The 24,129-nt window shown below is 69.7% G+C and carries 18 protein-coding genes; 4 read left to right on the forward strand and 14 right to left on the reverse strand.

The annotated features are described in order from the left end of the window. Positions 1–162: 162 nt before the first annotated feature. The 6 genes from C7H75_RS18095 to C7H75_RS18120 form a co-directional block, all read right to left on the reverse strand. Complete coding sequence (locus tag C7H75_RS18095) at positions 163–471, reverse strand: rhodanese-like domain-containing protein (protein WP_005518531.1); 309 nt, start codon at positions 469–471, stop codon at positions 163–165. Between the two features lie 28 nt (positions 472–499). Beyond that, positions 500–2,158 (reverse strand): FAD-dependent oxidoreductase, encoded by a 1,659-nt coding sequence (locus C7H75_RS18100; RefSeq protein ID WP_198285461.1) that lies wholly within the window; start codon positions 2,156–2,158, stop codon positions 500–502. Positions 2,159–2,222: 64 nt separating this feature from the next. Beyond that, positions 2,223–5,504, reverse strand: coding sequence for an error-prone DNA polymerase (locus tag C7H75_RS18105; RefSeq protein ID WP_037086104.1), 3,282 nt, complete (start codon positions 5,502–5,504; stop codon positions 2,223–2,225). A gap of 140 nt (positions 5,505–5,644) precedes the next feature. Continuing rightward, positions 5,645–6,826, reverse strand: a complete 1,182-nt coding sequence (gene acmB, locus C7H75_RS18110; RefSeq protein ID WP_005518528.1) for a methyl acetate hydrolase AcmB — start codon at positions 6,824–6,826, stop codon at positions 5,645–5,647. A gap of 115 nt (positions 6,827–6,941) precedes the next feature. Next, entirely contained in the window at positions 6,942–7,934 is a 993-nt protein-coding gene (locus tag C7H75_RS18115; protein ID WP_005518527.1) for an AraC family transcriptional regulator, read from the reverse strand. Between the two features lie 37 nt (positions 7,935–7,971). After that, positions 7,972–8,580 carry a DUF459 domain-containing protein gene (locus tag C7H75_RS18120; protein WP_233281791.1) on the reverse strand — a complete coding sequence of 203 codons (609 nt, stop codon included), beginning with the start codon at positions 8,578–8,580 and terminating at the stop codon, positions 7,972–7,974. Positions 8,581–8,673: 93 nt separating this feature from the next. Here C7H75_RS18120 and C7H75_RS18125 point away from each other — a divergent pair, with 93 nt between their 5' ends. From C7H75_RS18125 to C7H75_RS18135, 3 genes are all read left to right on the forward strand, one after another. Next, positions 8,674–10,794 (forward strand): MMPL family transporter, encoded by a 2,121-nt coding sequence (locus C7H75_RS18125; protein WP_064079755.1) that lies wholly within the window; start codon positions 8,674–8,676, stop codon positions 10,792–10,794. Positions 10,795–10,844: 50 nt separating this feature from the next. Beyond that, positions 10,845–12,851: an SDR family oxidoreductase gene (locus tag C7H75_RS18130; RefSeq protein WP_106851663.1), complete on the forward strand. Its 2,007-nt coding sequence runs from the start codon at positions 10,845–10,847 to the stop codon at positions 12,849–12,851. Positions 12,852–12,981: 130 nt separating this feature from the next. Next, complete coding sequence (locus C7H75_RS18135) at positions 12,982–14,430, forward strand: trimethylamine monooxygenase (RefSeq protein WP_013416833.1); 1,449 nt, start codon at positions 12,982–12,984, stop codon at positions 14,428–14,430. A gap of 7 nt (positions 14,431–14,437) precedes the next feature. Here C7H75_RS18135 and C7H75_RS18140 read toward each other — a convergent pair whose 3' ends face one another. From C7H75_RS18140 to imuA', 8 genes are all read right to left on the reverse strand, one after another. Then, positions 14,438–15,376, reverse strand: a complete 939-nt coding sequence (locus C7H75_RS18140) for a ferredoxin family protein (RefSeq protein ID WP_081186887.1) — start codon at positions 15,374–15,376, stop codon at positions 14,438–14,440. After that, positions 15,360–16,187 (reverse strand): hypothetical protein, encoded by an 828-nt coding sequence (locus C7H75_RS18145; protein WP_159025987.1) that lies wholly within the window; start codon positions 16,185–16,187, stop codon positions 15,360–15,362. Before C7H75_RS18145 ends, C7H75_RS18140 begins: the two co-directional genes overlap by 17 nt. 152 nt (positions 16,188–16,339) lie before the next feature. Continuing rightward, positions 16,340–16,915, reverse strand: coding sequence for a YdeI/OmpD-associated family protein (locus C7H75_RS18150; protein ID WP_064076633.1), 576 nt, complete (start codon positions 16,913–16,915; stop codon positions 16,340–16,342). 1 nt (position 16,916) lies between these two features. Beyond that, complete coding sequence (locus tag C7H75_RS18155; RefSeq protein ID WP_106851665.1) at positions 16,917–17,438, reverse strand: hypothetical protein; 522 nt, start codon at positions 17,436–17,438, stop codon at positions 16,917–16,919. A 38-nt stretch (positions 17,439–17,476) separates the two neighbouring features. Then, a complete protein-coding gene (locus C7H75_RS18160) occupies positions 17,477–18,247 on the reverse strand; it encodes an alpha/beta fold hydrolase (RefSeq protein ID WP_013416837.1) in 771 nt (256 codons plus the stop codon). Continuing rightward, complete coding sequence (locus tag C7H75_RS18165) at positions 18,244–20,343, reverse strand: heavy metal translocating P-type ATPase (protein ID WP_106851666.1); 2,100 nt, start codon at positions 20,341–20,343, stop codon at positions 18,244–18,246. The genes C7H75_RS18160 and C7H75_RS18165 overlap by 4 nt, the downstream gene beginning before the upstream one ends. Before the next feature lie 41 nt (positions 20,344–20,384). After that, positions 20,385–21,941, reverse strand: a complete 1,557-nt coding sequence (locus C7H75_RS18170; RefSeq protein ID WP_106852038.1) for a DNA polymerase Y family protein — start codon at positions 21,939–21,941, stop codon at positions 20,385–20,387. After that, positions 21,938–22,720, reverse strand: coding sequence for a DnaE2-dependent mutagenesis accessory factor ImuA' (imuA', locus tag C7H75_RS18175; RefSeq protein ID WP_226347369.1), 783 nt, complete (start codon positions 22,718–22,720; stop codon positions 21,938–21,940). Before imuA' ends, C7H75_RS18170 begins: the two co-directional genes overlap by 4 nt. A gap of 169 nt (positions 22,721–22,889) precedes the next feature. Between imuA' and C7H75_RS18180 the strand changes: the two genes are divergently transcribed. Then, positions 22,890–24,119 (forward strand): serine/threonine-protein kinase, encoded by a 1,230-nt coding sequence (locus C7H75_RS18180; RefSeq protein WP_005518506.1) that lies wholly within the window; start codon positions 22,890–22,892, stop codon positions 24,117–24,119. The last annotated feature ends 10 nt before the right edge of the window (positions 24,120–24,129 follow it).

Genomic DNA, 24,129 nt, shown 5'->3' on the forward strand with positions numbered 1-24,129 from the left:
CTGGTTCCGTCCCGCGTTTTGCGCACTTAGCGCGGTTTCACGGGTGGGATTCGCGCGATAAGTGCGCAAAACGCGAGGGACGGAAATACGGGTGGGGGTATATGTGAGGGCTAAAGAGAACCCGGTCGAGAACCACTCGGTTTCGACCGGGTTCGGGTGGAGCTAGCTGCCGGACTCGACGGCGCGGCCGGACTGCAGCCATGCCATGGTGCCGCCGACGACGTTGACGGCGTCGACACCGCGGGCCTCGAGGTACTGCGCGGCCTGGGCGCTGCGGCCGCCGGCCGCGCAGATGACGTAGACAGTGCCGTCGGCCGGAACCTCGTCGACGCGCGCGACGAACTCGCTCAGCGGGATCGAGGCCGCGCCGGGCACCCGCGCCTCGGCGTACTCGTCCGCCTCACGGACGTCGACGAGCGGGGCGCCGGTGGCCAACACCGCTTCGAGTTCGTTCACGTCGATCTCGCGCATAGAAGGTTCCTTCCGAGTGTTCAGGGGTTCACGAGACGCCGGCCGGCGCCTTCGCGCGCTGCCCTGCGTCCCACGTCTTGTAGCCGCCGTCGAGGTTGGCCGCGGGTCGGCCCAACCCGGCGAGCAGGCGCACTGCGGTGTGGCCGCGCTGGCCCACCTGGCAGTGCACGATCAGGTCGCCGGCCGGCAGTTCGCCGACCCGGTCCCTGAGCTCGTCGAGCGGGACGTTGACGGCGCCCGGGACGGCGCCGGCCGCGAACTCGTCGGCGGTGCGGACGTCGACGAGCGACGCGCCACCGGCGACCAGCGTATCGAGTTCGTGCCACTGGACCGTGCGGGTGGAGTCGGTGCGCAGGTTGTCGGCGATGTAGCCGAGCATGTTCACCGGATCCTTGGCCGAACCGAACTGCGGCGCATACGCCAGTTCCAAGTCGGCCAGGTCCGACGCGGTCAGCCCACCGGCCATCGCGGTGGCGATGATGTCGATGCGCTTGTCCACGCCCTCGCCGCCCACGGCCTGGGCTCCGAGGATGGCGTCCGTCTCGGGGTCGACGAGCAGCTTGATCGCCATCTGCTGCGCACCCGGGTAGTACCCGGCGTGCGACTGCGGATGGGTGTGAATCGCCCGGTAGGCACGACCCGCCGCGCGAAGCCGCTTCTCGTTCCAGCCAGTCGCGGCGACGATCAGCCCGAACACCCCGACGACCGCGGTACCGGACGACGACGTGGCCCGCACCGGACGGCCGGCGATGACGTCGGCCACGAGACGACCCTGTCGGTTCGCCGGGTTGGCGAGCGGGATCATCGCGACCCCGCCGCCCACCGCGTCACGCTTCTCGACGGCGTCGCCGACGGCGAAGATATGCGGGACCGAGGTGCGCATCCGGTCGTCGACCACCACGCCGCCGCGCTCCCCCAGCTCCGCGCCCGCCATCTTCGCGAGCGTGTTCTCGGGCCGGACACCGATCGCCATGACGACGATGTCCGCCGGGAGCGTGCGTCCGTCCGCCAGTTCGGCGGTGGTCGCCCCGATCGAGGTCAGCTGGGTGCCGAGTTCGAGGCGCACGCCGTTCTCGCGCATCCGGTCGGCGACGGGTGCCGCCATCTCGGGGTCGAGCGGCGCCAGCACCTGGTCGGCGAGTTCGACGACGGTGACCGCGAGATCGCGGTGGCGCAGGTTCTCGGCCAGTTCGACGCCGATGAAACCGGCACCGACGATGACGGCGCTGGGCGCCCCGGACGTCTGCGCCGACTCGATCTGTTCCACCAACCGGTCGACGTCCTCGACGTCGCGCAGGATCAGCGCGCGTTCGACGCCGGGCAGCGGCGGCACGATGGGGCTCGCGCCGGTGCTCAGCACCAGTTCGTCGTAGCTCTCGACGTAGGTGTCTCCCGACGCGAGGTCGTGGACGGTGACGGTGCGGGCGTCGGGATCGATCGCGGCGACCTCACTGCGGACGCGGACGTCGAGGCGGAAACGGGCTCCGAGACTCTCGGGCGTCTGCAACAGCAGTTCGTCGCGGTCCTCGATGACGCCACCGGCGTAGTAGGGCAGACCGCAGTTCGCGAACGACACGTGCGCGCCGCGCTCGAAGACGACGATCTCCGCCGACTCGTCCAGACGACGCATGCGGGTGGCCGCGGACATTCCGCCGGCGACACCTCCGACGATGACAACCTTCACGATCTACCTCCTCAATGTTGCGACCGACTATACCCCAGGGGGTATCCGAGAGGGTGTGAAGCTGCTCTCAGCGGAAGTCCCGCGACCTACTCGCCATCCGCAGGTCCATCAGCTGCAGATGGTCCGCGACCACGGTCACCGCACCCTCCGCGTTCTGCACCTTCCCCCGCACAAGCAACGCCGGGGCGCTGGTGGCGAGTTTGCGATACCTCGCCCACAGCCCAACCGAACACACGACGTTGACCATTCCGGTCTCGTCCTCGAGGTTGACGAAGGTCACCCCGGCCGCGGTGGCGGGCCGTTGCCGATGGGTCACCGCTCCCCCGACCAGCACCCGGTCCCCGTCCGGGACGTCGAGCAGTCGCGACGCCGGCAGCACTCCCAGCGCGTCGAGTTGCGGGCGCAGGAACTCCGTCGGGTAGCTGTCGGGCGAGACGCCCGTCGCCCAGACGTCGGCGGCGGCGAGTTCGAGGTCGCTCATACCCGGCAGGGCCGGCGCACGGGTGGACGCCCCCATCCCCGGCAACCGGTCCGGGCGCTCCCCCGCCGCGGCGCCGGCCGCCCACAGCGCCTCGCGCCGGGACAGACCGAAGCAGCTCAACGCTCCGGCCGTCGCGAGGGACTCGACCTGCCCCGTGGTCAGGTCGATCCGACCGGTCAGATCCAGGATCGACCGGAACGGCCCGTCCTCCGCCCGGGCCGCGACGATACGGTCGGCGAGCGCGTCACCGATGCCGCGCACCTCTCCCAACCCCAGCCGCACCTCGGTGCCGCATGCTTCGAGGGTGGCGTGCGCGAGGCTCGCGTTGACGTCGGCCCCGTGCACTCGCACCCCGTGCCGGCGGGCGTCGGCGACGAGGGATTGCGGCGAGTAGAAGCCCATCGGCTGCGCACGCAGCAGGCCCGCGCAGAACGCCGCCGGGTGGTGCAGCTTGAACCACGACGAGTAGAAGACGAGCGACGCGAAGGACTGCGAATGACTCTCGGGGAAGCCGAAGTTCGCGAACGCGTGCAGCTTCTCGTAGATCCGGTCGGCGACGTCGCCGGTGATGCCGTGCAACTCCCGCATGCCGTCGTAGAGCCGCCCGCGCAGGCGTTCCATCTTCTCGGGCGACCGCTTGGAGCCCATCGCGCGCCGCAGCTGGTCGGCTTCGGCGGCGCTGAAACCGGCGGCGTCGACAGCCATCTGCATGAGCTGCTCCTGGAACAGCGGCACCCCCAACGTGCGCGCCAGCGCCTTCTCGAGACACGGATGGTCGTAGACGACGGGCTCGCGACCGTTGCGGCGCCGGATGTACGGATGCACCGAACCGCCCTGGATCGGCCCGGGCCGGATGAGCGCGACCTCGACGACGAGGTCGTAGAAGTTGCGAGGCTTCAGGCGCGGCAGTGTCGCCATCTGGGCTCGCGACTCCACCTGGAACACCCCCACCGAGTCGGCGCGTTGCAGCATCTCGTAGACCGCCTGCTCGGACAGGTCGAGCTGCGCCAGGTCCACCTCGATCCCCTTGTGTTCGGCGACCAGGTCGATCATGTAGTGCAGCGCCGAGAGCATGCCGAGGCCGAGCAGGTCGAACTTCACCAATCCCACTGCGGCGCAGTCGTCCTTGTCCCACTGCAGAACGCTGCGATTCTCCATGCGCGCCCATTCCACCGGGCACACGTCGGCGATGGGCCGGTCGCAGATCACCATGCCGCCGGAGTGGATGCCGAGGTGCCGGGGAAAGCCCTCGATCTGCGCGGCCAGCTCCAGCACGGCCGGCGGGATGTCGGTGTCGGTCTCCTGGCCGACGCCGGTCCACCGGCTGACCTGCTTGCTCCACGCGTCCTGCTGGCCCTGCGAGAAGCCGAGCGCCCGGGCCATGTCCCGCACCGACGACTTGCCGCGGTAGGTGATGACGTTGGCGACCTGCGCGGCGTACTCGCGGCCGTACTTGGTGTAGACGTGCTGGATGGCCTCCTCGCGTCGATCGGATTCGATGTCGACGTCGATGTCGGGCGGGCCGTCCCGCTCGGGCGAGAGGAACCGTTCGAACAACAGCTTGTTGCGCACCGGGTCGACGTTGGTGATGCCGATCGCGTAGCAGACCGCCGAGTTGGCGGCCGAACCCCTTCCCTGGCAGAGGATGTCGTTGCCCTTGCAGAACGAGACGATGTCGTGGACCACGAGGAAGTAGCCGGGAAAGGTCAGCCGTTCGATGATGTCGAGTTCGTGTTCGATCTGCGCGTATGCGGCCGGGTTCGCCGACGGTGGCCCGTACCGCCGGCGTGCCCCCTGCATGGTCAGCTCGCGCAGCCAGCTCGCTTCCGTGTGCCCGTCCGGGACGTCGAACGGCGGGAGTTTCGGCGCGATGAGCCGCAGATCGAACGCGCACTCGAGCCCCAGCGCGGCGGCGCCCGCCACCGCCTCGGGGCACTGCGCGAACAGCCGCACCATCTCGGCCCCGGACCGCAGGTGCGCACCGCCGGTGGGCGCGAGCCAGCCCGCCGCCTCGTCCAGGCTCTGCCTGGCCCGCACGGCGGCCATCGCCATCGCCAGCCGTCGTCGGTGTGGACCGGCGAAGTGCGCCGCAGTCGACGCGATCACGGGAAGCTGCTGTCGCGTGGCGATTTCCGCGAGCGCCGCGTTGATCTCGTCGTCCTCCGGCAGGCCGCGATGGGTGAGTTCGACGGTGACCCGATCGGCCCCGAACCGGTCGACGAGGTCGCGCAGCGCAGCTTCGGCGGCGTCGGGACCGCCGGCGGCGAGTGCACTGCGCACGTGCCCCTTGCGGCACCCGGTGAGGATCTGCCAGTGCCCGCCCGCCGCCTCCGTGAGCGCGTCGTAGTCGTAGCGGGGCTTGCCCTTCTCCCCACCGGCCAGGTGCGCGGCCGCAATCTGCCGCGACAGCCGCCGGTACCCTTCCTGCCCGCGAGCCAGCACCAGAAGATGCGTGCCGCCGGGGTCGGGGGTGCCGGTGCGCGGGGTGGCGTCGAGGGACAGTTCGGCCCCGAACACCGTCCGCATGCCCAGCTCCTTCGCGGCCTCGGCGAACCGGACCACGCCGTACATGCCGTCGTGGTCGGTGAGCGCGATCGCGTCCAGCCCGAGCCGCACGGCTTCCTCGACGAGTTCCTCGGGCGGGCTGGCACCGTCGAGGAAGCTGAAGGCCGAGTGGGTGTGCAGCTCGGCGTACGGAACGGTGGCACCGACCGGGCGAACCGCACCGTCGGCCAGGTAGGCGCCGCGCTTGCGGGACCACGCCGGGCTGTCGCCGCCGTCGCCCGGGAACTGCGACTCGTGCCGCGGGCGCCCCGACAGCACCCGTTCCATCTCCGCCCACGTCGGCGGACCGTGGCCCCAACCCATCCAACTGCCACCTTCCCGCAGGACACACGCCTGCGCGTACAGGAAGACGCGGAGGGGAAGACGCATCTTTCGAACTCATGTTCGAGTGTGGCACGTGTGCCCGGCAGGGTCAACGCGAGCACCCCTGCCGGACGGTGGCCCTACGGCCCCAGCGTGCGATAGGCAGCCGCTTCGAACTCGAGGTAGCCGTCGAGTGATGCGCGGTCCGCGAAGGGCAGAACCTGCGCGGCCCACATACCTGCGATGCCGTTCTGCCGATCGATCCAGTAATAGAGGTTCGCGAGCCCAGCCCAGGCGAGCGAGCCCGCCGGCCGGCCGGTCGGCGCCGGCTCGTCGTTGACCATGAACGTGTACGCCCACGATTTACGCTGCCCGGGGAAGAACTCGGCGTCGTTGGACAGCTCCGGTTCGACGCCGGGCAGCATCGTCACCTGCTGCCCGTCCAGCCCGCTCAGGACAGCCCGCTCGACTGTTGCTGCCTCGAGGACGCGGCCATGGTCACCCATACCGTCGTTCAACCACATGCGGAGGAACCTGGTGTAGTCCCCGACGGTCGAGTACAGCCCGTGACCACCCATGTGCACCTCGGGATCCTGCGGCAACACCAGGTCGAGCGGTTCGAGCACCCCGTCCGCCCGCCGCTGATGGATCGTCGCCCGCCGCTGCTCCATCGCCTCGTCGAGCCGGAAGGCCGTGTCCGACATCCCCAAGGGGGTGAAGATGCGCTCGGACATCACGTCGCCCAGTCGCTCGCCCCGCACAGCCTCGACGACCAGCCCTGCCCAGTCGATGTTCGATCCGTACTGCCAGCGCTCACCCGGATCGAACAGCAGCGGCGTCGTCAGCGCGGCCTTGGTGCCGGTGATGACGCTCGGCCAGCCGTGCTCGACCGTCAACCGGTGGTACGTCTCGTCGAAGAACGGGTAACCCAATCCGGCAGTGTGCAGCAGCAGCATGCGCGTCGTGATCGCGCGTCGGGGTGCCCGCAGCACGGGCGCCCCCTGCGCATCGAAGCCGTCGATCACTTCGAGTTTCCCGATCTCCGGCAGGTAGTTCGACGCCGGAGCGTCGAGATCGAGGAGCCCCTCCTCCACGCACTGCAGCACGGCGGTGCCGGTGATCGCTTTCGTCGTCGAGAACATGGCGAACACGGTGTCGGGTGTCATCGGCCGCGCGTCGAGTATCGACCGAACTCCGGCCGAACCCTCGTACATGGTCCCGTTCCGGTCGGTCAGCATCGCGACCACACCGGGTATCTGCCCGGCACCGGCACCCGTCACGCCGTCGAGCACGGAGTTCAGCTTCGAATCACGTTGTTCCACAGTTCATCTCCCGTCAATGACCTCGTACAGGAGAGCAACCTAGGGGGATTTCCGCGGCGCCCGCGTCCTCGATCGGCAATCACCGTCTCGAACCGGCAGATATTCGTGATCGGCGTCACTTCCTTCCGCGACGCAGGGTGTCGGACGGGTTCTCACCGAACCGTTGCCGGTAAGCCGCGGCGAAGACACCCATGTTGACGTACCCCCACGCACCCGCGGCCGCGGCGACCGTCGTCGTCGCATGGGAGGACAGCTCTCGCCGCACTCCCTCCAGCCGGTGCTCGCGCAGACAGTCCCGCGGGGTGATCCCGAGGTATTCGCGGAATCCGCCGGACAGCGCCCGGACGCTGACACCGACCTCCTGGGCTACCTCGGCCACCGTCGGAAGGTCGCGAGCGTTGTCTTCGATGTATCGCACCGCCCGCCTGACGTAGCCGGGCGCGGGCACTGCCGGGGCCGGCGCCGGGTCGACACCCGCACTCGCCGCCCATTCCTCGAGCACCTGTGCCGCGATGATTTCCTGCAGATTCGTTCCGATGCGACGGTGCGCGATCGTATCCCGGTCCGTCGCCAGGGTGCGCGAAGCGTAGTCCAACAACGCCAACCATGGGCTACCCGGGCCGCCGACGACGCACTTGTGCCGCCACAGCCGGTCGTCGGGAGCCCGCCCCCACCACCGCAGCGCGAAATCGGCCAACAACCGGTGCGGGATCGTGAGGTTGAGCTGAAGATGGTCGGCGTCGGCGGCAAACCCGTAGTCGACCCGACTGCAGTCGACGACGAACGTCTGTCCGGACCTCAGGTCGACGCTGGACTTCGTGGTCACTTCGTGCCGTGTCCGCCCATTCAAGGTGGTGAGCACCAGGACGTTGCCGGCCTCGGGCTCGAATTCGCTCAGCGCCACCGGAATCCCGTAGCTGAACCGGGTGAGCGTCATCTCGGCGATCTTCACCGAGAACATGTCGGACGCGGGGACTAGTCCGCGCCCCACCGGCCGCACCGAGTACGGCATGTACACCGCGTCCGACCACTGCTTGATCTCGTCCCAGTCTGTGACGGATCCGGCGCCCCGCTCACGTGGGGTCCGGGGATCGAAGGTCGACAGCACACCCGGAGCATAGGTAGCGCAGTCCCGTCGCGGAAGGTTACCGGCCCTCGGATCGGACCATGGTCGTCCACTCCTCCCACACGGGGCGCACCAGCGCCGCGAGCGTCCGGTATCCGCCGCTGTCCGGGTGGGCTCCGTCCCCGTCCCGCACCTGCTGCATCCAGACCGGGTCGGCGACGAGGGCGTCGAGGACCGGAACGTACTCGACACCGGCAGACCGGCAGACCGCGGCGAACCGCCGGTCGAGCGCGGCCGTGCGCGCATTCTGATCTGCGTCGTCGATCGGCGGCGGTCCCACGACCAGCGCCCGCCATCCGCGCGCCGCACACCCCGCGAGCATCGCGGCGAGATTCTCCACGGACACGTGCGGGTCGACACGCGGCGCGCCACCCTCGACGGTCGTGTCGTTGACGCCGAACGAGAACACCACGCGCCGGTCGACACCCGCAGGCAGGCGCTGCGCGCACTCGTCCCGCCAACGGCCCCGGATGTCACTCGACGTCTGCCGTCGCACCCCGAGGTTGTAGGCCGTCAGCGCCGTCGCCGGGGACCCCGCCGCGAGTCGACCCGCCCAGCCGAGGAACTCGGAATCTCCCACTCCCGCAACGAAGGAGTCACCGACGAAGCACACTCGAACGTCATCCATGCCCACGATGGTCTCAGTGGACGACGCCGGGGATCGACGGGTGGCGCCCCTGGACGGAGATGACGGGCCGGGTCGGTCGCTAGAGTCGCGGGAATGACACGCTGGGCCTCGATCGTCGTTGCACGCAAATGGTGGGTACTGGCGGTCGTTCTGATCGCCGCCGTGGTGGCGGGAATCTGGGGCACCGGCGTGTTCTCCAAACTCAGTCAGGGCGGCTACACCGATCCGGGAAGCGAATCGGCACAGGTGTCGAAGATCGTCGACGACAACTTCGGCCGCCAGGATCCCGACATCGTCGCGATCTACACGGTCCCTGCGGGGCAGACCCTCGCCGAGCTGGAGCCGGTCGTCACCGAGACCCTCGACCGGTTCGCGGCCGACGTGCCGACCCAGTCGGTGACGTCGTACTGGACCGCTGTCCCGCCGGCGAAACAGTTGCTGCTCTCGAACGACGGGACGAAGGTGGCCGCGTCGATCGTGCTCTCGCCCGACGCGGAGGTGACCGTCGCCAATTTCGGCGACCTGCTGCCGAGGCTCGAGATCGACGGGGTGGAATCCGAATTCGCGGGTGGGGCCGTGGTCGGGGTCTCGCTCAGCAACCGGTTGCAGGCCGACCTGGTCCGCGCCGAGGCCATCGCGATTCCGATCACGTTGGTGCTGTTGGTGTTCGTGTTCGGCGGGGTGGCCGCGGCCGCCGTCCCGGTGTTCGTCGGACTGCTCTCGGTCCTCAGTTCACTGGGCATCCTGCGCCTGCTCACCGGGGTGACCGAGGTCAGTTCGTTCGCGCTCAACGTCGCGTCGCTCATCGGGCTGGGGCTGGCGATCGACTACGGCCTGTTCATCGTCAGTCGCTTCCGTGAGGAGTTGGCGACAGGAGCGGCGCCCGCCGACGCGGCCCGCCGGACCGTGCTGACGGCCGGTCGCACCGTGATGTTCTCGGGTCTGCTGCTGGTGTGCGCGTTCGCGGGCATGCTGGTGTTCCCGCAGGCGGTGATCCGCTCGCTCGGTTTCGGCGCGATCGCAGCCGTGACGGGTGCGGCGGTGCTGTCGCTGACCGTCCTGCCCGCGCTGCTCGCGATCCTCGGACACCGCATCGACGCACTGTCGTGGCGTAAGGGTGCGGCGCAACGCGGCGAGGAACGCGCACAGCGCTTCTGGGGCGGTGTCGTCACGAAGGTGATGAGGCGACCGGCGGTCGTCGCGGTCGGCATCACCGCGGGCCTGCTGGTGCTCGCCGCGCCGCTGACGAAGGCGACACTCGGCGAGATCACCTACACCGCACTGCCGGCCGACGATCCGGCCCGCATCGCCACCGAGACCCTCGCGACCGAGTTCCCGTCGACCGGCGAAGGAGCGACGCTGGTCCTGCGCGGCCCCGGCGGGGCACCCGCATCCCCGGGTGATCTGTCGAGGGTCGTCGCCGAGGCCAAGCAGGTGGACGGCATCTCGCAGGCCGTCGTGCTCGCGACGAAGAACGACGTGACCGCGATCCAGGCCCTCTACGCCGAGGGTGTCGAGGGCGGCGCGGCCGGCGACGCCGTGCAGGGCCTGCGGGCGATCGAGGCCCCACCGGGCACCGAACTGCTCGTCGGCGGCGGGCAGGCATCCGTCGACGACGGCAACGCCGCGATCGTGCGCTTCTTGCCCGCGATGATCGCGATCATGGTGCTCTCGACGCTGGTGCTGATGTTCCTGGCGTTCGGATCGGTGGTGCTACCGGTCAAGGCCGTCGCGATGGCGGGTCTGAGCCTCGCCGCGACGTTCGGCGTCCTCACGTGGGTGTTCCAGGAGGGGCACGGCGCCGAACTCCTCGGTGTCACTCCGGCCCCGCTCGAGGCCACGTTCGTGGTGCTCATCCTCGCGGTGGTGTTCGGGTTGTCCACCGACTACGAGGTGTTCCTGATGTCGCGGATGGTGGAGGCCCGGGCAGCCGGCGCCACCACCGAGGAGGCCGTCCGGATCGGAGCCGAACGCACCGGCCGGGTCGTCACCGCGGCGGCGATGCTGCTCATCGTCGTCACCGGCGCCTTCACGGTGTCGGGGCTGTCGATCATGCGGTTCCTCGGCGTCGGCATGATTCTCGCGCTGATCATCGACGCGACGGTCGTGCGGATGCTGCTGGTGCCGTCGCTGGTCAAGCTGATGGGTGAGTCCAACTGGTGGGCCCCGGCCTGGATGCGGCGAGTGCACGCGCGTGTCGGACTCGGTCACTGAGATTCGCGTATCCCTGGTGACGCTCCTTACTTCAGAGTAAGTTCCGGGGTATGGCCACGTACATCGTCACGGGCGGCACGGGATTCCTCGGCAGGCACACGATCGAGCGGCTACTCGAACGGGACCCGTCGGCGCAGGTGCACGTCCTCGTCCGCCCCGGTTCGCTGTCGAAGTTCGAGCGGTCGGCCGAGCGCTGGCCCGACCGCGCCCGGGTCCACGCACTCGTCGGCGACCTCACCGCGCCGGGGCTCGGGCTGCGGACCCCGCCACCGGCCGCCGACCACGTGCTGCATCTCGGCGCGATCTACGACCTCGCCGCGGGCGAGGAGCAGGCGTCGACCAACATCGACGGCACCCGGGCGGTGATCGACCTCGCCTCGGGACTCGGTGCGACGCTGCACCACGTCTCGTCCTTCGCGGTGGCCGGCGATCACCCCGGCCGGTTCACCGAGGACGACTTCGACCTCGGCCAGCACTTCCCGACGCCGTACCACCGCACCAAGTTCGAGGCCGAGCGGCTGGTGCGCACCTCCGGCGTTCCGTGGCGGGTCTATCGTCCAGCAGCTGTGGTCGGGAGCTCGGTCACCGGCGAGATGGACAAGGTGGACGGCCCCTACTACTTCTTCCCCGCGCTCGCCGCCCTCGCGAAGCTGCCGTCCGCGCTGCCGGTGGCCGTCCCGAAACTCGGCTACACCAACGTGGTTCCGGTGGACTTCGTCGCCGCCGCGATCGTGGAGCTGATGCTGCGGCCGGGCCTCGACCACCGGACGTTCCACCTCGTCTCGCCGGACGCCCAGCCGGTTCGGCAGATCTATGCCGCACTCGCGAAGGCCGCGCATGCGCCCACCCCGGTCGCCGATCTCCCCGGGGCTCTCGCCCGGCCGTTGCTCGATCCGCCCGCGCAGGTACGTGGGGTCCGCGACGTCGCGCTGCGCCGCATGGGCGTCCCGCCGGTCATGCTCGACCACCTCACCCTGCCGGCCCGGTTCACCACGGAACGAACACGAGAGGCCCTGCAGGACAGCGGCATTGCGGTGCCTCCCTTCCCGTCGTACGCGGAGAAGCTGTGGGCGTACTGGCGCGAGCATCTCGACCCGGACCGTGCCCGACGTGACGACCCGGCCGGCCCCCTCGTGAACCGGAACGTCGTCATCACCGGGGCGTCCTCCGGCATCGGACGCGCCGCCGCGATCGCGACCGCCGCCAAGGGCGCGACCGTGTTGCTGCTGGCCCGCCGCGCCGACGAACTGGACGCCGTCGTGTCCGGGATCCGGGAGGCCGGCGGATCGGCGTACGCCTACCAGTGCGACGTCACCGACAGCGAGGCCGTCGAGCGGACGGTGAAGTCGATTCTGACCGAACACGATCACGTCGACATGCTCGTCAACAACGCCGGCCGCTCCATCCGGCGTGGCCTGTACCACTCGACCGACCGACTGCACGACTTCGAGCGCACGATGGCGGTCAACTACTTCGGCGCGGTGCGCATGGTGCTGGCGCTGCTGCCGCACATGCGTGAGCGCCGCTTCGGTCACATCGTCGACATCAGCACCGCCGGCGTCCAGGCCCGGACACCACGATTCGCGGCGTACGTCGCGAGCAAGTCCGCGCTCGACGCGTTCGCGGACGTCGCCGCCGCCGAGACGTTATCGGACGGCATCACGTTCACCACGATTCACATGCCACTGGTGCGCACCCCGATGATCGCGCCGACCGGTCAGTACAACGCCGGGCCCGCCGCCAGTCCGGAGAAGGCCGCCGCCATGGTGGTCCGCGCGTTGATCGAGAAACCCAAACGCATCGACGTCCCCGTCGGCACTCTCGCCGAATTCGGCGGCATATTCGCGCCTCGCCTCAAGGACCGCGCACTGTCGCAGATGTATCACGCATTCCCCGATTCGCCGGCGGCGCGCGGGGAGGCCGAAGCCGAGGTCGGCACCCCCGCGCCTCTCGAGCCTCACTCGTCCACTCCCGCCCCTCGACCGACCGGTCCGACCGCCGTGGCGGCGCGGTTCGGGCGCCGTCTCGCCCGGCTGATTCCGGGCGCGCACTGGTGAGGCGTTTGCACTGGTGAACGGGTGAATTTCGCCGACGCGATCGCACACAATTTCGATTCACGAGTTGGCCAAACCGTCTTTCGCTGTGCTAAGCAAGATAGGAGGGATCACCGAAAATAGGGAGAGAACTTTGACGCCAAGGATCGCGATTTTGGGAGCCGGTCCGAGTGGCCTCGCACAGTTGAGGGCATTCGAGTCTGCACGTAAATCAGGTCTTGGGTCGATGCCCGAAATTGTTTGTTACGAAAAGCAGAGCGATCTGGGCGGCATGTGGAACTACACGTGGCGCACGGGTCTCGACCAACACGGCGAACCGGTACACGGGAGCATGTATCGCTTCCTCTGGTCCAACGGGCCGAAGGAGTGCCTGGAGTTCGCCGACTATTCTTTCGAGGAACATTTCGGCCGACCCATTCCGTCGTATCCGCCGCGGGCGGTGCTGCACGACTACATCATGGGCCGGGTGGATCAGGACGACGTCCGCAAGTACATCCGCTTCGACACCGCCGTCCGGTGGGTGGAACGCGTGCCGACCGAGAACGGCCCGGACAGGTTCGCGGTGACCGTCGCCGACCACCGCAAGGACGTGCTCGAGACCGAACTGTTCGATCACGTAGTGGTGGCAACCGGACATTTCTCCACTCCGAACGTGCCCCATTTCGACGGCATCGAGGACTTCCCCGGACGGGTCCTGCACGCGCACGATTTCCGTGACGCGCGGGAATTCACAGGTAAGCGCCTCCTGCTGATCGGCAGCAGCTATTCCGCGGAGGACATCGGCACCCAGTGCTTCAAGTACGGCGCCGCCGAGGTCACCTTCAGCTACCGCACGAGCCCGATGGGGCACGACTGGCCCGAGGGTCTGTCCGAGGTGCCGCTGCTCACCGCGATCGACGGCAACACCGTGCACTTCCAGGACGGCAGCACCCGTGAGGTGGACGCCATCGTGCTCTGCACCGGATACCGCCACCACTTCCCGTTCCTGCCCGACGAGCTGACTCTGAAGACGAACAACCGTCTGTACCCGCGCGGCATCTACAAGGGTGTCGTCTCGCAGGCTGATCCGCACCTGTTCTTCCTGGGCATGCAGGACCAGTACTTCACGTTCAATATGTTCGACGCGCAGGCCTGGTATGTGCGCGACGTGATTCTCGATCGCATCGAATTGCCCGATCACGACGCCCGCGAGCGAGATATCGACGCGTGGCGCGAACGCGAGGAAAACCTGCAGAACGCAGTCGAAGAGATCGATTTCCAGGCGGCGTACATTCGCGATCTGGTCGACCGGACCGACTACCCCGAATTCCACGTCGAAAAACAGGGCGAGCTGTTCAAGAAGTGGAAGAAGGACAAGAAGAACGACATCATGGGCTACCGGAACTGCAGCTACACGTCGACGCTGACCGGAACCGTCGCCCCGCCGTTGCACGACGAGTGGATGAATATCCTCGACGATTCCGCGGAATCATTTCTCTCCAACAATTTCGGAATCCGGGAGCGCACGCACGCGCCACGCAAGGTGGTTCCGATCGGGTCGCCGCATGCCCGTCCGGCGGCGCGCGTCGCCGAATCGGGCTGACGGACAACTACATCGGACTCCCCGCCGGAACCTCGGCGGGGAGTTCGCGTACGTGGACCGCGACGACCGGGCGGACCGGTTTGGCGTCCGCGCCGCAGCTGGCCGGACGGGCCGGCAGTTCGCGCTGCTCGACCGTCACCTGCCAGCGGCGCCCGTCGCGGTGGCTCACCACCGGATGATGCGCTCTCTCGTCCACCGTCAGGTCGTCGATTCCGGCCGGCACGCCCTGACGGACCGCCACCTCCGCGACCTGGCCGCGCTGTCCCCAGACGCTGCGGCCGCGCAGGCCGGGCAGGTAGACCTCGCCGCTGCGCGCGGCCCGCACCGCGAGACCGCTCTCGGCGGGGGTGAGCCGGCCGTACGTTTGGCCGCTCGGTAGCAGGATCATCGACGGCGCGAAGCGGTGGCCGCCGGTGTGCGAGCACTCCCACACGTCGCCGGAGAACTCCGCTGCGAGCGTCGCCGCGACCGGACGCCCCAGGACCGCGCAGCACTGGTCGCGCTTGCCGTGTGCGCACACCAGCACTATCGGACCGTCGACGCGCTCCCCCAGCCCCGGCGCGGGGCCGGCGATCCGTGTCAGGTCGATGTCGAGGAGGTCGGCGACCGCTCCGATCTCGAGCCGCTCGCACCACGCGTCGTCGGGATGCGAGTTCGCCAGCAGGACCGTCCGGGTGCCGCGGTCCTCTGTGCGCCCCGGACGCCGGATGAACATGATTCGAACGCCGGCCGCATCGGCCCGATCCGTCAGGGCGGCCGCCAACTCGGGGCCCAGGGCAGTCCCGTCCAGTACGTCCCGCCCCCACGCGCCCGGATACTCCACACACACCCACCCTGCGACCTGCGCCGCGGTGCCGGGCAGCGGTTCGTCCGCGGACAACACCGAACACGTGAAGGGGCCAGCCTGGGGTACCGATTCACTCACCTCGTCATTGTGTACCGGCATCGATCACTTCGAGCACCGAGACCGATACCACGACCTGCCGCAGCAAGCCGAACGCCGTCGCCCGCGTGCATCCGTCGAGTTCGACGTCGATCCGATCTCCGCCGGAACCGTCCGGGCGCAGCAGCGCAATCGTGGCGGTGCGGGTCGCGACGAGTGAGCACGCCGAGGCCGCCGGGGCTGCGACGACACCGAGCACGACGTCGGCACTCTGCTGGACCGTCAGGCGCGAGCGCGACTCCTGGGTCGACTCGCCACCGGTCTCGCGGTATCGGCACACCTGCAGCCGACCGATGCCGTCGATCGGGAAGGCGAGCGCGGATTTGTCGGAGATTCGGGCACGCCGCTCCTCCTCGGAATCGGGCCGCACGTCCGCATCGGTCGTCGTGGAGAACGCCGAGCCGAACTTGGTGTCGCAGACGCCGGGATCGTCCGCCCGCAGCGCAGTGACATGCCGTTGCCGGTCCACCTCGCGCAGTTTCGCGAGGGCAGCGATGGGGCCGTCCTTGGGTCCGCATCCCGTGGATGGCCACGCCGGTCGTACTGCGCGCTCCTCGTCGTCGACGAACCACACTGCGACCGAGGGTGTCTGACGTATACAGCTCGCCATGGCGCCCTCGGGGAACCGCTCGGATTCTTCCCGGAAGGCGTCCCACGCTGCCCCGATGTCACCCTCGAGCCGCACACTGTCGATCGTCAGTGCACCCGACGAGTTCTCGCCGCGCTCGCAGCGGACGACGGAGACCGGCATGAAGTCTGCGGGCGGGTAGCCGACGCCCTGGGCGGGCGGACCGGTGTCGATACCGTCGTCCACGAGTGCAGTCAGCCGTCGCTCGATGTCGGGGGCCTGGCAATCGGCACGGTCGAACGTCGCGGCGACGGGAGGTCGATAAGAGACGTCGCCGCCGTCACACGCAGCGAGGAGTGCGCACGTGAGTACACCGGTTACCAGCGCGAATGTGCGCCTCACCCGTAGAACTTCCGGCCCTCGGCGAACTGCTCGACGAACGAGGCGATCCGCCGGGCCCGGGTGTCGGGACGCTTGGCGTCCTGGATGCGATACAGCGCCGCGAACCGGTTGCGGCTGTCGAGGGTCGCGAAGAACGCCTCCGCTGCCGGGTTCGCGGCCAACGCGGCGGCGAAGTCGGGCGGCACCTGGGCGTCCTTGGGCCCGTCGTAGGCGCGCTCCCACCGCCCGTCGGACTTGGCTGCCTCGACTGCAGCGAGGCCGGACGGCTCCATCAACCCGCGCGCGAGTAGCGCCTCCACCGCCTCGCGGTTGCGCTTCGACCACGGACTGCGGGCGCGGCGGGGCGTGAACCGTTGCAGGCGGAAGTCGTCGTCGAGCCGACGAGCCTGGCTGTCGATCCAACCGAAACACAGCGCCACCTCCACCGCCTCCGCGTAGGTGACGGTCGTGTGCTCCGAACCCTTCTTCGCGAGCTTCAGCCACACTCCGGGCGATGTGGACGTGTTGGCGCGCAACCACTCCCGAAACGCATCCGGGTCCGAGAACTGCTCGACAGGCAGGTCGTCCGCCATGTCAGCGCCCGCGCCACACCCGGGCGAAGCCGCGGGTCAGGTAGGCCAGCGACCCCAGCGCGAGCACCCACTTGGTGGTGCTCACCGCGGTCGTGGCGCGGATGGTGCGGTCGGTGATCCGGTACCGGTGATCGAGCAGGTACAGCCCGGCGACGTTCTCGATGTAGTCGCCCGCGGCCGCGACGACGGGCGCGGCGAGAAGCACCCGCCTTGCCGTCGGCGACAGGGGCGCCAGTTCGTCGAGGCGCCGTGCCCCGCCTCGCAACGCCGCCGCGTAGACGATCGGGTGCACGAAGTCCGGATAGAAGTGGCTGCGGTAGCGCTCGGTCTCCGCAGGGTCCATCCCGTCGAGGACCGTTCGGTACGCGTGCGCCGACCAAGCCGTCTGCGTCTTCAACAGCTTCGGCCCGACCGGGCCGAGCAGACGCGCGATGTTCGCCTGCGACACCACGAAGGCGACCGACCAGGCAATCAGTTTGCCGTTTCCACCACGCATCCCATCCCGGAAACCCATGTCCCGCATACTGCCACGCGGGGCCGGGTTTCAGGGCCGCATCAGGTTCAGGGCGCCATCAGAAAGGGCAGCACCGCGTTCTCGAAGTCGCGGAACCGATCCCGATGGATACTGTGCCCACACGCGAACGAGACCACCTCGCAGTCCCGGATCGCGGAGACCGCGGCGTCGAGCAGTACCGGGTCGACCATGCCGGTGGGTCCGCCGCGCAGGATCAGGGTCCGCGCCTCGATGTCCGTGAGGCGTTGCCACCACAGCGGATTGGGCTCGTGGAACTGTGTGAGGGCCGACGCCGTCATCGACCGGTCGAACGCCCACACCGCACGCGGGCTGCGCAGCATGCTGGTGGTTGCGTGCCACAACTCGACGAGCGACGGCAGCCTGCCGGCGAAGTTCGGAACAGGATCACCCGGCCGCAGCGGCAGCGGCGCCTCCTCGAGGACCAGACGACGCACCAGTTCGGGTTGTTGCTGCGCGACCAGCGACACCGCGTGCCCACCGAGCGAATGCCCCACGAGATCGACCCGGTCGAAGTCGAGGTCCTCGCACAGCCCCAGGATGTCGTCGCCGAACTCGCCAAACAGGTAGGACGCGGCCCGGGCACTGCGTCCGTGTCCGCGCAGGTCCACCGCGAGGACCCGGCGCCCCCTCGCCGTCATCGACCGCGCGAACCGGTCCCATGTGCGGTTGTCCCCGCCCATGCCGTGCACCAGGATCACCGGAACCTGATGCGTCCCAGAGGAGGTGCTGCCACTGTCACGGTAGGAAATCGTGTGACCACTGCGGGTGACCGTCGTCTCGGTGAGCTGCACGGTCATCGAGCGTAGTCGTGCTCTCGTTCGGGAACCGCCCGGGTCGCCCGCTGCGGCGTGAGGTTCAACCGGCGCAGCAACTGGGCGTTGGCCGCCACCACGACCGTCGACGCCGACATGAGGATCGCACCGATCTCCATCGGCAGCACGAACCCGATCGGGGCGAGGACACCGGCCGCGAGGGGCACCGAGATCACGTTGTATCCAGCCGCCCACGCCAGGTTCTGCACCATCTTCCGGTACGTCGCGTGCGACAACTCGATCACCGAGACCACGGCACGCGGATCGTCGCTCACCAGCACCACACCCGCCGATGCGATCGCGACGTCGGTGCCGGCGCCGATGGCGATGCCGACGTCGGCCTGTGCGAGCGCGGGTGCATCGTTGACGCCGTCGCCTACCATCGCGACCCGGCGTCCGGCGGCCTGCAGTTCCTTGATCTTCGCCCCCTTGTCCTGCGGCAGCACCCCGGCGATCACGTCGTCGATGCCGAGATCGTCGCCGACCGCACGGGCGACGGGGTACGCGTCACCGGTCAGCATCACCACGCGCACGCCGCGGGCGTGCAGCGCCTCGATCGCGTCGCGGGACTCCGGGCGGATCTCGTCGGCGAGCCCCAGCGCGCCGACGACGCGGCCGTCGCGAAGTACGTGCAGGACGGTGGAGCCCTGCGCCGCCCACTCCTCCGACACCGGAAGCGCCGAGGCCCCGTGACTGTCGAGCATGCCGGGCCCGCCGACGCTCACCTCGGCGCCGTCGATGGTTGCGGTGACGCCGACCCCGTTGCGGGCCTGGAACGCGATGGCCTGCGGGATCCGCAATTCGCGGTGCTCGGCCGCGGCGACGATCGCCCGCCCCAGCGGGTGCTCGCTGTCACGTTCCACAGCTGCGGCGAGTGCGACGAGGGTGTCCTCGTCGACACCGGGTACCGCGCCGGTGGCGACGAGTGCCGGCTCACCCTTGGTGAGGGTGCCGGTCTTGTCGAACAGGACGGTGTCGACGGTGCGCATCGCCTCGAGCGCCCGCCGGTCGGTGATCAGCACGCCGGCGCGGGCGGCCCGTTCGGTGGCAATCGACACCACGAGCGGGATCGCCAGGCCCAGCGCGTGCGGGCACGCGATGACGAGGACCGTGATGGTGCGGGTGATCGCCTCGTCGGGCGTGCCGAAGATGGACCACACCAGCAGCGTGATCACCGCCGCACCCAACGCGAACCAGAACAGCAGCGCAGCGGCTCGATCGGCGAGTACCTGCGCCCGCGACGACGAGTTCTGTGCCTCCGCGACCAGACGCTGGATGCCGGCCAGCGCCGTGTCCTCGCCGACCGCGGTGATCTCGACCCGCAGTGCCGAATCGGTCGACACGGTACCGGCCACGACGGGATCCCCGAGTTCGCGGCGTACGGTGCGCGACTCTCCGGTGATCATCGATTCGTCGAGGTCCCCGGCCCCCTCCACGATCCGCCCGTCGGCCGGGATGCGCCCGCCCGGACGCACCATGACGACGTCACCGGTCGCCAGATCGGCAGTCGAGACGGTGGTGACCGTCCCGTCGGCGTCGATGCGTTCGGCCTCGTCGGGGAGCAGCGCGGCGAGGGAATCGAGCGCGCTCGACGCCTGCCCGAGCGAACGCATCTCGATCCAGTGACCGAGCAACATGATCACGATCAGGAGCGCGAGCTCCCACCAGAAGTCGAGGTCGTGCCCGAGCAGGCCCAGGCTCGAACCCCACGACGACACGAACGCGACGGTGATCGCGAGTGCGATGAGCAGCATCATCCCGGGCTGACGCGCGCGGATCTCGCTCACCGCACCGGTGAGGAAGGGTCGCCCGCCCCACACGAACATGACCGTGCCGAGCAGTGGCGAAATCCATTCCACCGCCGGGTTGTCCGGCAACGTGTAGCCGACGAGGTCGGCGAACATCATGTTGGCGCCGACAACCGGGATCGCGAGAACCAGCATGATCCAGAAGAGTCTGCGGAACTGGGCGACGTGATCGCCGTGCCCAGCGTGACCTGAGTGACCCGAGTGGCCCGCGTGATCGGTATGTCCGGCGTGTGCGGCGTGACCCTGGTGAACTTCTTCTCCGTGTGGGTTCATACTCACAGAACCTATACCCCCTATGGGTACTGTGCACAGCATTACTCGTAGATGCCTTCCACCCCCCACCTTCCTCTCTCGTAGATCAGAAGCAAGGCCCGCGAATCGGCGAGCAGAACCTGCACCCGGGACGCCGCCCGCGCCGCCGACGCGTCCCACCATCGCTCGTCGACCGACCACGGCCCCGCCCAGCCCTGCACACCCCAGTCCCGACTCCCCCAGCGCAGCAGTGTGGGCGCCGCACCCAACTCGCCCCGCTCGGTCACGTGCACCGGAGCTCCCGAGCGGTCCTCGAGCGACACCACGGGGACGTTCGGCAGCACCGTCGACGGCGCCGGCTCGGGCATCCGGCCCGGCCACGGCGCCGACGGATCGGTCTCGGAAACCAGCTCGTCCCCCAACGGCACCAATGTAATTCGGTCCATCGGCCCCCTTCCGCCACTGAGCACTCCCACCTGAACCGCCTCGCCACCGAGCAGGCCCTGTACCCGGACCAGCGCCCGCCGCGCCCGCTCGTCCTCCTCACCGACCCCGCCCCACAGCCCCAGTTGCAGGGCGCCCGCCGCGACCACCTCGACGGGCTCGAGGCTCAGCACCGTGATCCCGGCGGTGGGTCGCGAGTCGCTGCGCCCGGTGAGCCAGCCGTCCAGTTGCCAGCGCACCCGGTCCGCGGTGCCCTCCGGAGTCAACGGTTCGGCACAGCGCCACGTCCGGCTCAGATGCTCGCCGTTGCCGGTGCTCGCCGACACCTGCAACCGGGTACACGCGACCGACGCGGCCGAGAGTTTGGCGTGCAACCGTTCCGCCAGCGCCCGCCCCGCGAAGGCCGCCGCGTCGACCCTCTCGATCGGCGGGTCGCACTGCTGTTCCACCTCGAGATCCGGGGGCAGCGTCCGCGCCGACGGCGGCCGCTCCGGCTCACCGCGCGCGGCCCGGTGCGCACGGACGGCGTCGGTCCCGAACCGCGACGCCACATCCACCGCGGACAGCGCCGCGAACGCCCCGACGGTGCGCAACCCGAGCCGGCGCAACAGATCGACCAGGTCGGTGCGGTCGGGCGCCGAGAGGCTGGGTTCGGCTGCGATCTCCGCGATCGGCAACGGAGCGAGGAATCGGGCGCCGCCCCCGGCCGGCACCAGCGCAGCGCGGCGTGCGGCGATCACCGCGGTGGACAGCTCGTCGGCGATCCCGATCTGACATTCGGCGCCCGCCGCCGCGACCGCGTCCACGATCCGCTCGGCGGCGGCCTCCTCGGATCCGAAGTACCGGACAGCGCCGCGCGCCGCCAGCACCAGCAGCCCGGGCCGCAGCACCTCGACCCCCGGCGCGGCCTCGTCGACAGCTGCTGCGACGGACTCGAAGAGCCGCGCGTCACGCTCCGGATCCGACTGCGCCACATGCAGTTCCGGACACCTGGCCTGAGCTTCCCGACGACGGAGCCCGCGTCGCACCCCTTCCGCCCGGGCCTGCGCCGAGCACGCGATCACCCGGTTGGCCAGGAACACCGCGACCGGCCGGGTGGCCGGGAGGTCCGCTGCGGCCGCCGCGGCCACGGCGGGCCAGTCCGGACACCACACCGCGAGTACCCGCGCACTCATCGAGCGACCGTCTCCGGCGCGAAAGCGACCGCCTCCGGCACCCACTCGACCCGTCCCCGCGTGGACCGCACGTCGAGGCACGCGGTCCGCGATTGGAACGAGCGACCCTGGGCCCGCACCGCCAACCGGACCGAACGCAATCTGCCGCGCCCCGCCTCGGGTCCGCACCCGACCCCGTCGTACCCGCGCACCCGCGCCTCCAACCGGACCTCGGCCCCACCCCACTCCCCGCCGGTCACGATCAACGTGGACTGCTTGCTGCGCGCCCGGGCCACCACGGCCCGCGCCCGCGACGGCGGCACCGAGACACCACCCAACCCGAGCACCACCAGGTCCATGCCGTCGAGCAGCACCGCCGCGACCTCCACCGGGTCCGGACCGGGGTTCGGCACGAACGCCAACCGGCGCAACTCGGCACCCATCTCGGCGGCCGCGAGCAGACCCAGGCGCGGGAAGCCGATCACCGCCGCATGCCCACCGTCCGACGTCACCGAGGCCAGCAGTCCCAGCAACAGCGAGGTCGCGCCGGAGAGAGCGACCACCGATCCGCGCGTGAGACCACCTCGCGGCAGGAGCGCGGCCAGCGGCCCGGGAACCGGGAGAACCCGTTCGCCGCCCGCGCCCTCACGACCGTCCGCCGCTTCCCCGCGGGCCGGCACCGCCGCCATCCGGCGGCGCAGGTACTCCAGGCGTTGCTGCCGCGTCAGCCCCGCCAACGGGGCCGACTCGTCGATCCGGGGCCGGGCCGGCGATACGGACAGTCGGGCGGGTTCGGTCATGGGCTGCTCCCCGGGTACACAACGCTGGTTCTTCAGGTTCTCGGCACCACGCGGGGAAGACGCGAGCACTCGAAATCTCGATTCGAACATGCTTTCGAACTGGTACCAGTAAAGCGCCCCCACGCCGGGACGTCAAGGGAACCTCCGCGTATCCACTAACCTCGGGTACGTGACTCAGCAGGAACGCTCCGGACAGCCCCGACGAAGCCGGGCCGTCGTCGGACCGGACTACCTGATGGCAGGTAGGTACCGGCTGCGTTCCAAGCTCGGCGGCGGCGGCATGGGTGCGGTGTGGCTCGCTCACGACACCCTGCTCGACCGCGAGGTGGCCGTGAAACAGGTCACCACGACCGCGGGAATGGACGACGCCGCGGCCCGCGAGGTCCGGCAGCGCGCGCTGCGCGAGGGCCGCAACGCCGCCCAACTGTCCCACGAGCACGCCATCGCCATGTACGACGTCGCGGTCGAGTCCGACGAGCCCTGGCTCGTCATGGAGTACCTACCCTCGCGCAGCCTCGCCGAGGCCATGAGCTACGTCGACACCCTGCCGCCGCTCCAGGTCGCGCAGATCGGCGCGCAGATCGCCGCGGCACTCACCGACGCGCACGCGGCCGGCATCCTGCACCGCGACATCAAGCCCGGAAACATCCTCGTCGCCGACCGCGGCGACGCACTCGGCATCGTGAAGATCAGCGACTTCGGTATCGCCCGCGCGAAGGGCGACGCCCCGAGTAGCAAGGCCGGCGTCATCACCGGAACGCCCGCGTACTTCGCCCCGGAGGTGGCCCGCGGCGACGACCCCACCGAGGCCAGCGACGTCTTCTCACTCGGCGCCACGCTGTACACCGTCGTCGAGGGGCAACCGCCGTTCGGTCTCGACACCGATCCGATCGCGCTGTTGCACCGGGTGGCAAAGGCCGAGATCTATCGGCCGAGCCTCAGCGGCCCGCTCACCGACACGCTCCTGCACATGCTCGAACCCGACCCGGCCCGCCGTCCCACGATGGCGCAGGCGCGGGACGCCCTCGCGGCCGTGGCGCTCGGTTCCGACGCGGTCGGCCGGACCGGCGCCCTGATCGGCGAACCCGTGAAGACCTCCGACGGCGCCATCCCGAACTGGGCGTACCGCTCGGCCCCGGCGGCGATTCCCCGACGCCGGTTGACTCCCACGACCGCCACGGATCTTCCTGCGGTGCAGTCGAACACACCGCTGGGTTCCGTCCCCCGCCCGGCCGGACGCGCCTGGCTGCGTCAGCTCACCGACGGGCTGACCGGACCGCAGGCCCCCACGGATCTACGCGGCCGACTGGTCGCGGCTGCGCCGCTCGCGATGGCCGTCATGGTCGGCATCATCGTGCTGGCACTCGTCATCGTGCTGATCGTCGCGTTACTGGCCTGACGCGGCCGGC

This window comes from Rhodococcus (subgen. Prescottella) equi, assembly GCF_003013675.1.
Classification (GTDB): Bacteria; Actinomycetota; Actinomycetes; order Mycobacteriales; family Mycobacteriaceae; genus Prescottella; species Prescottella equi.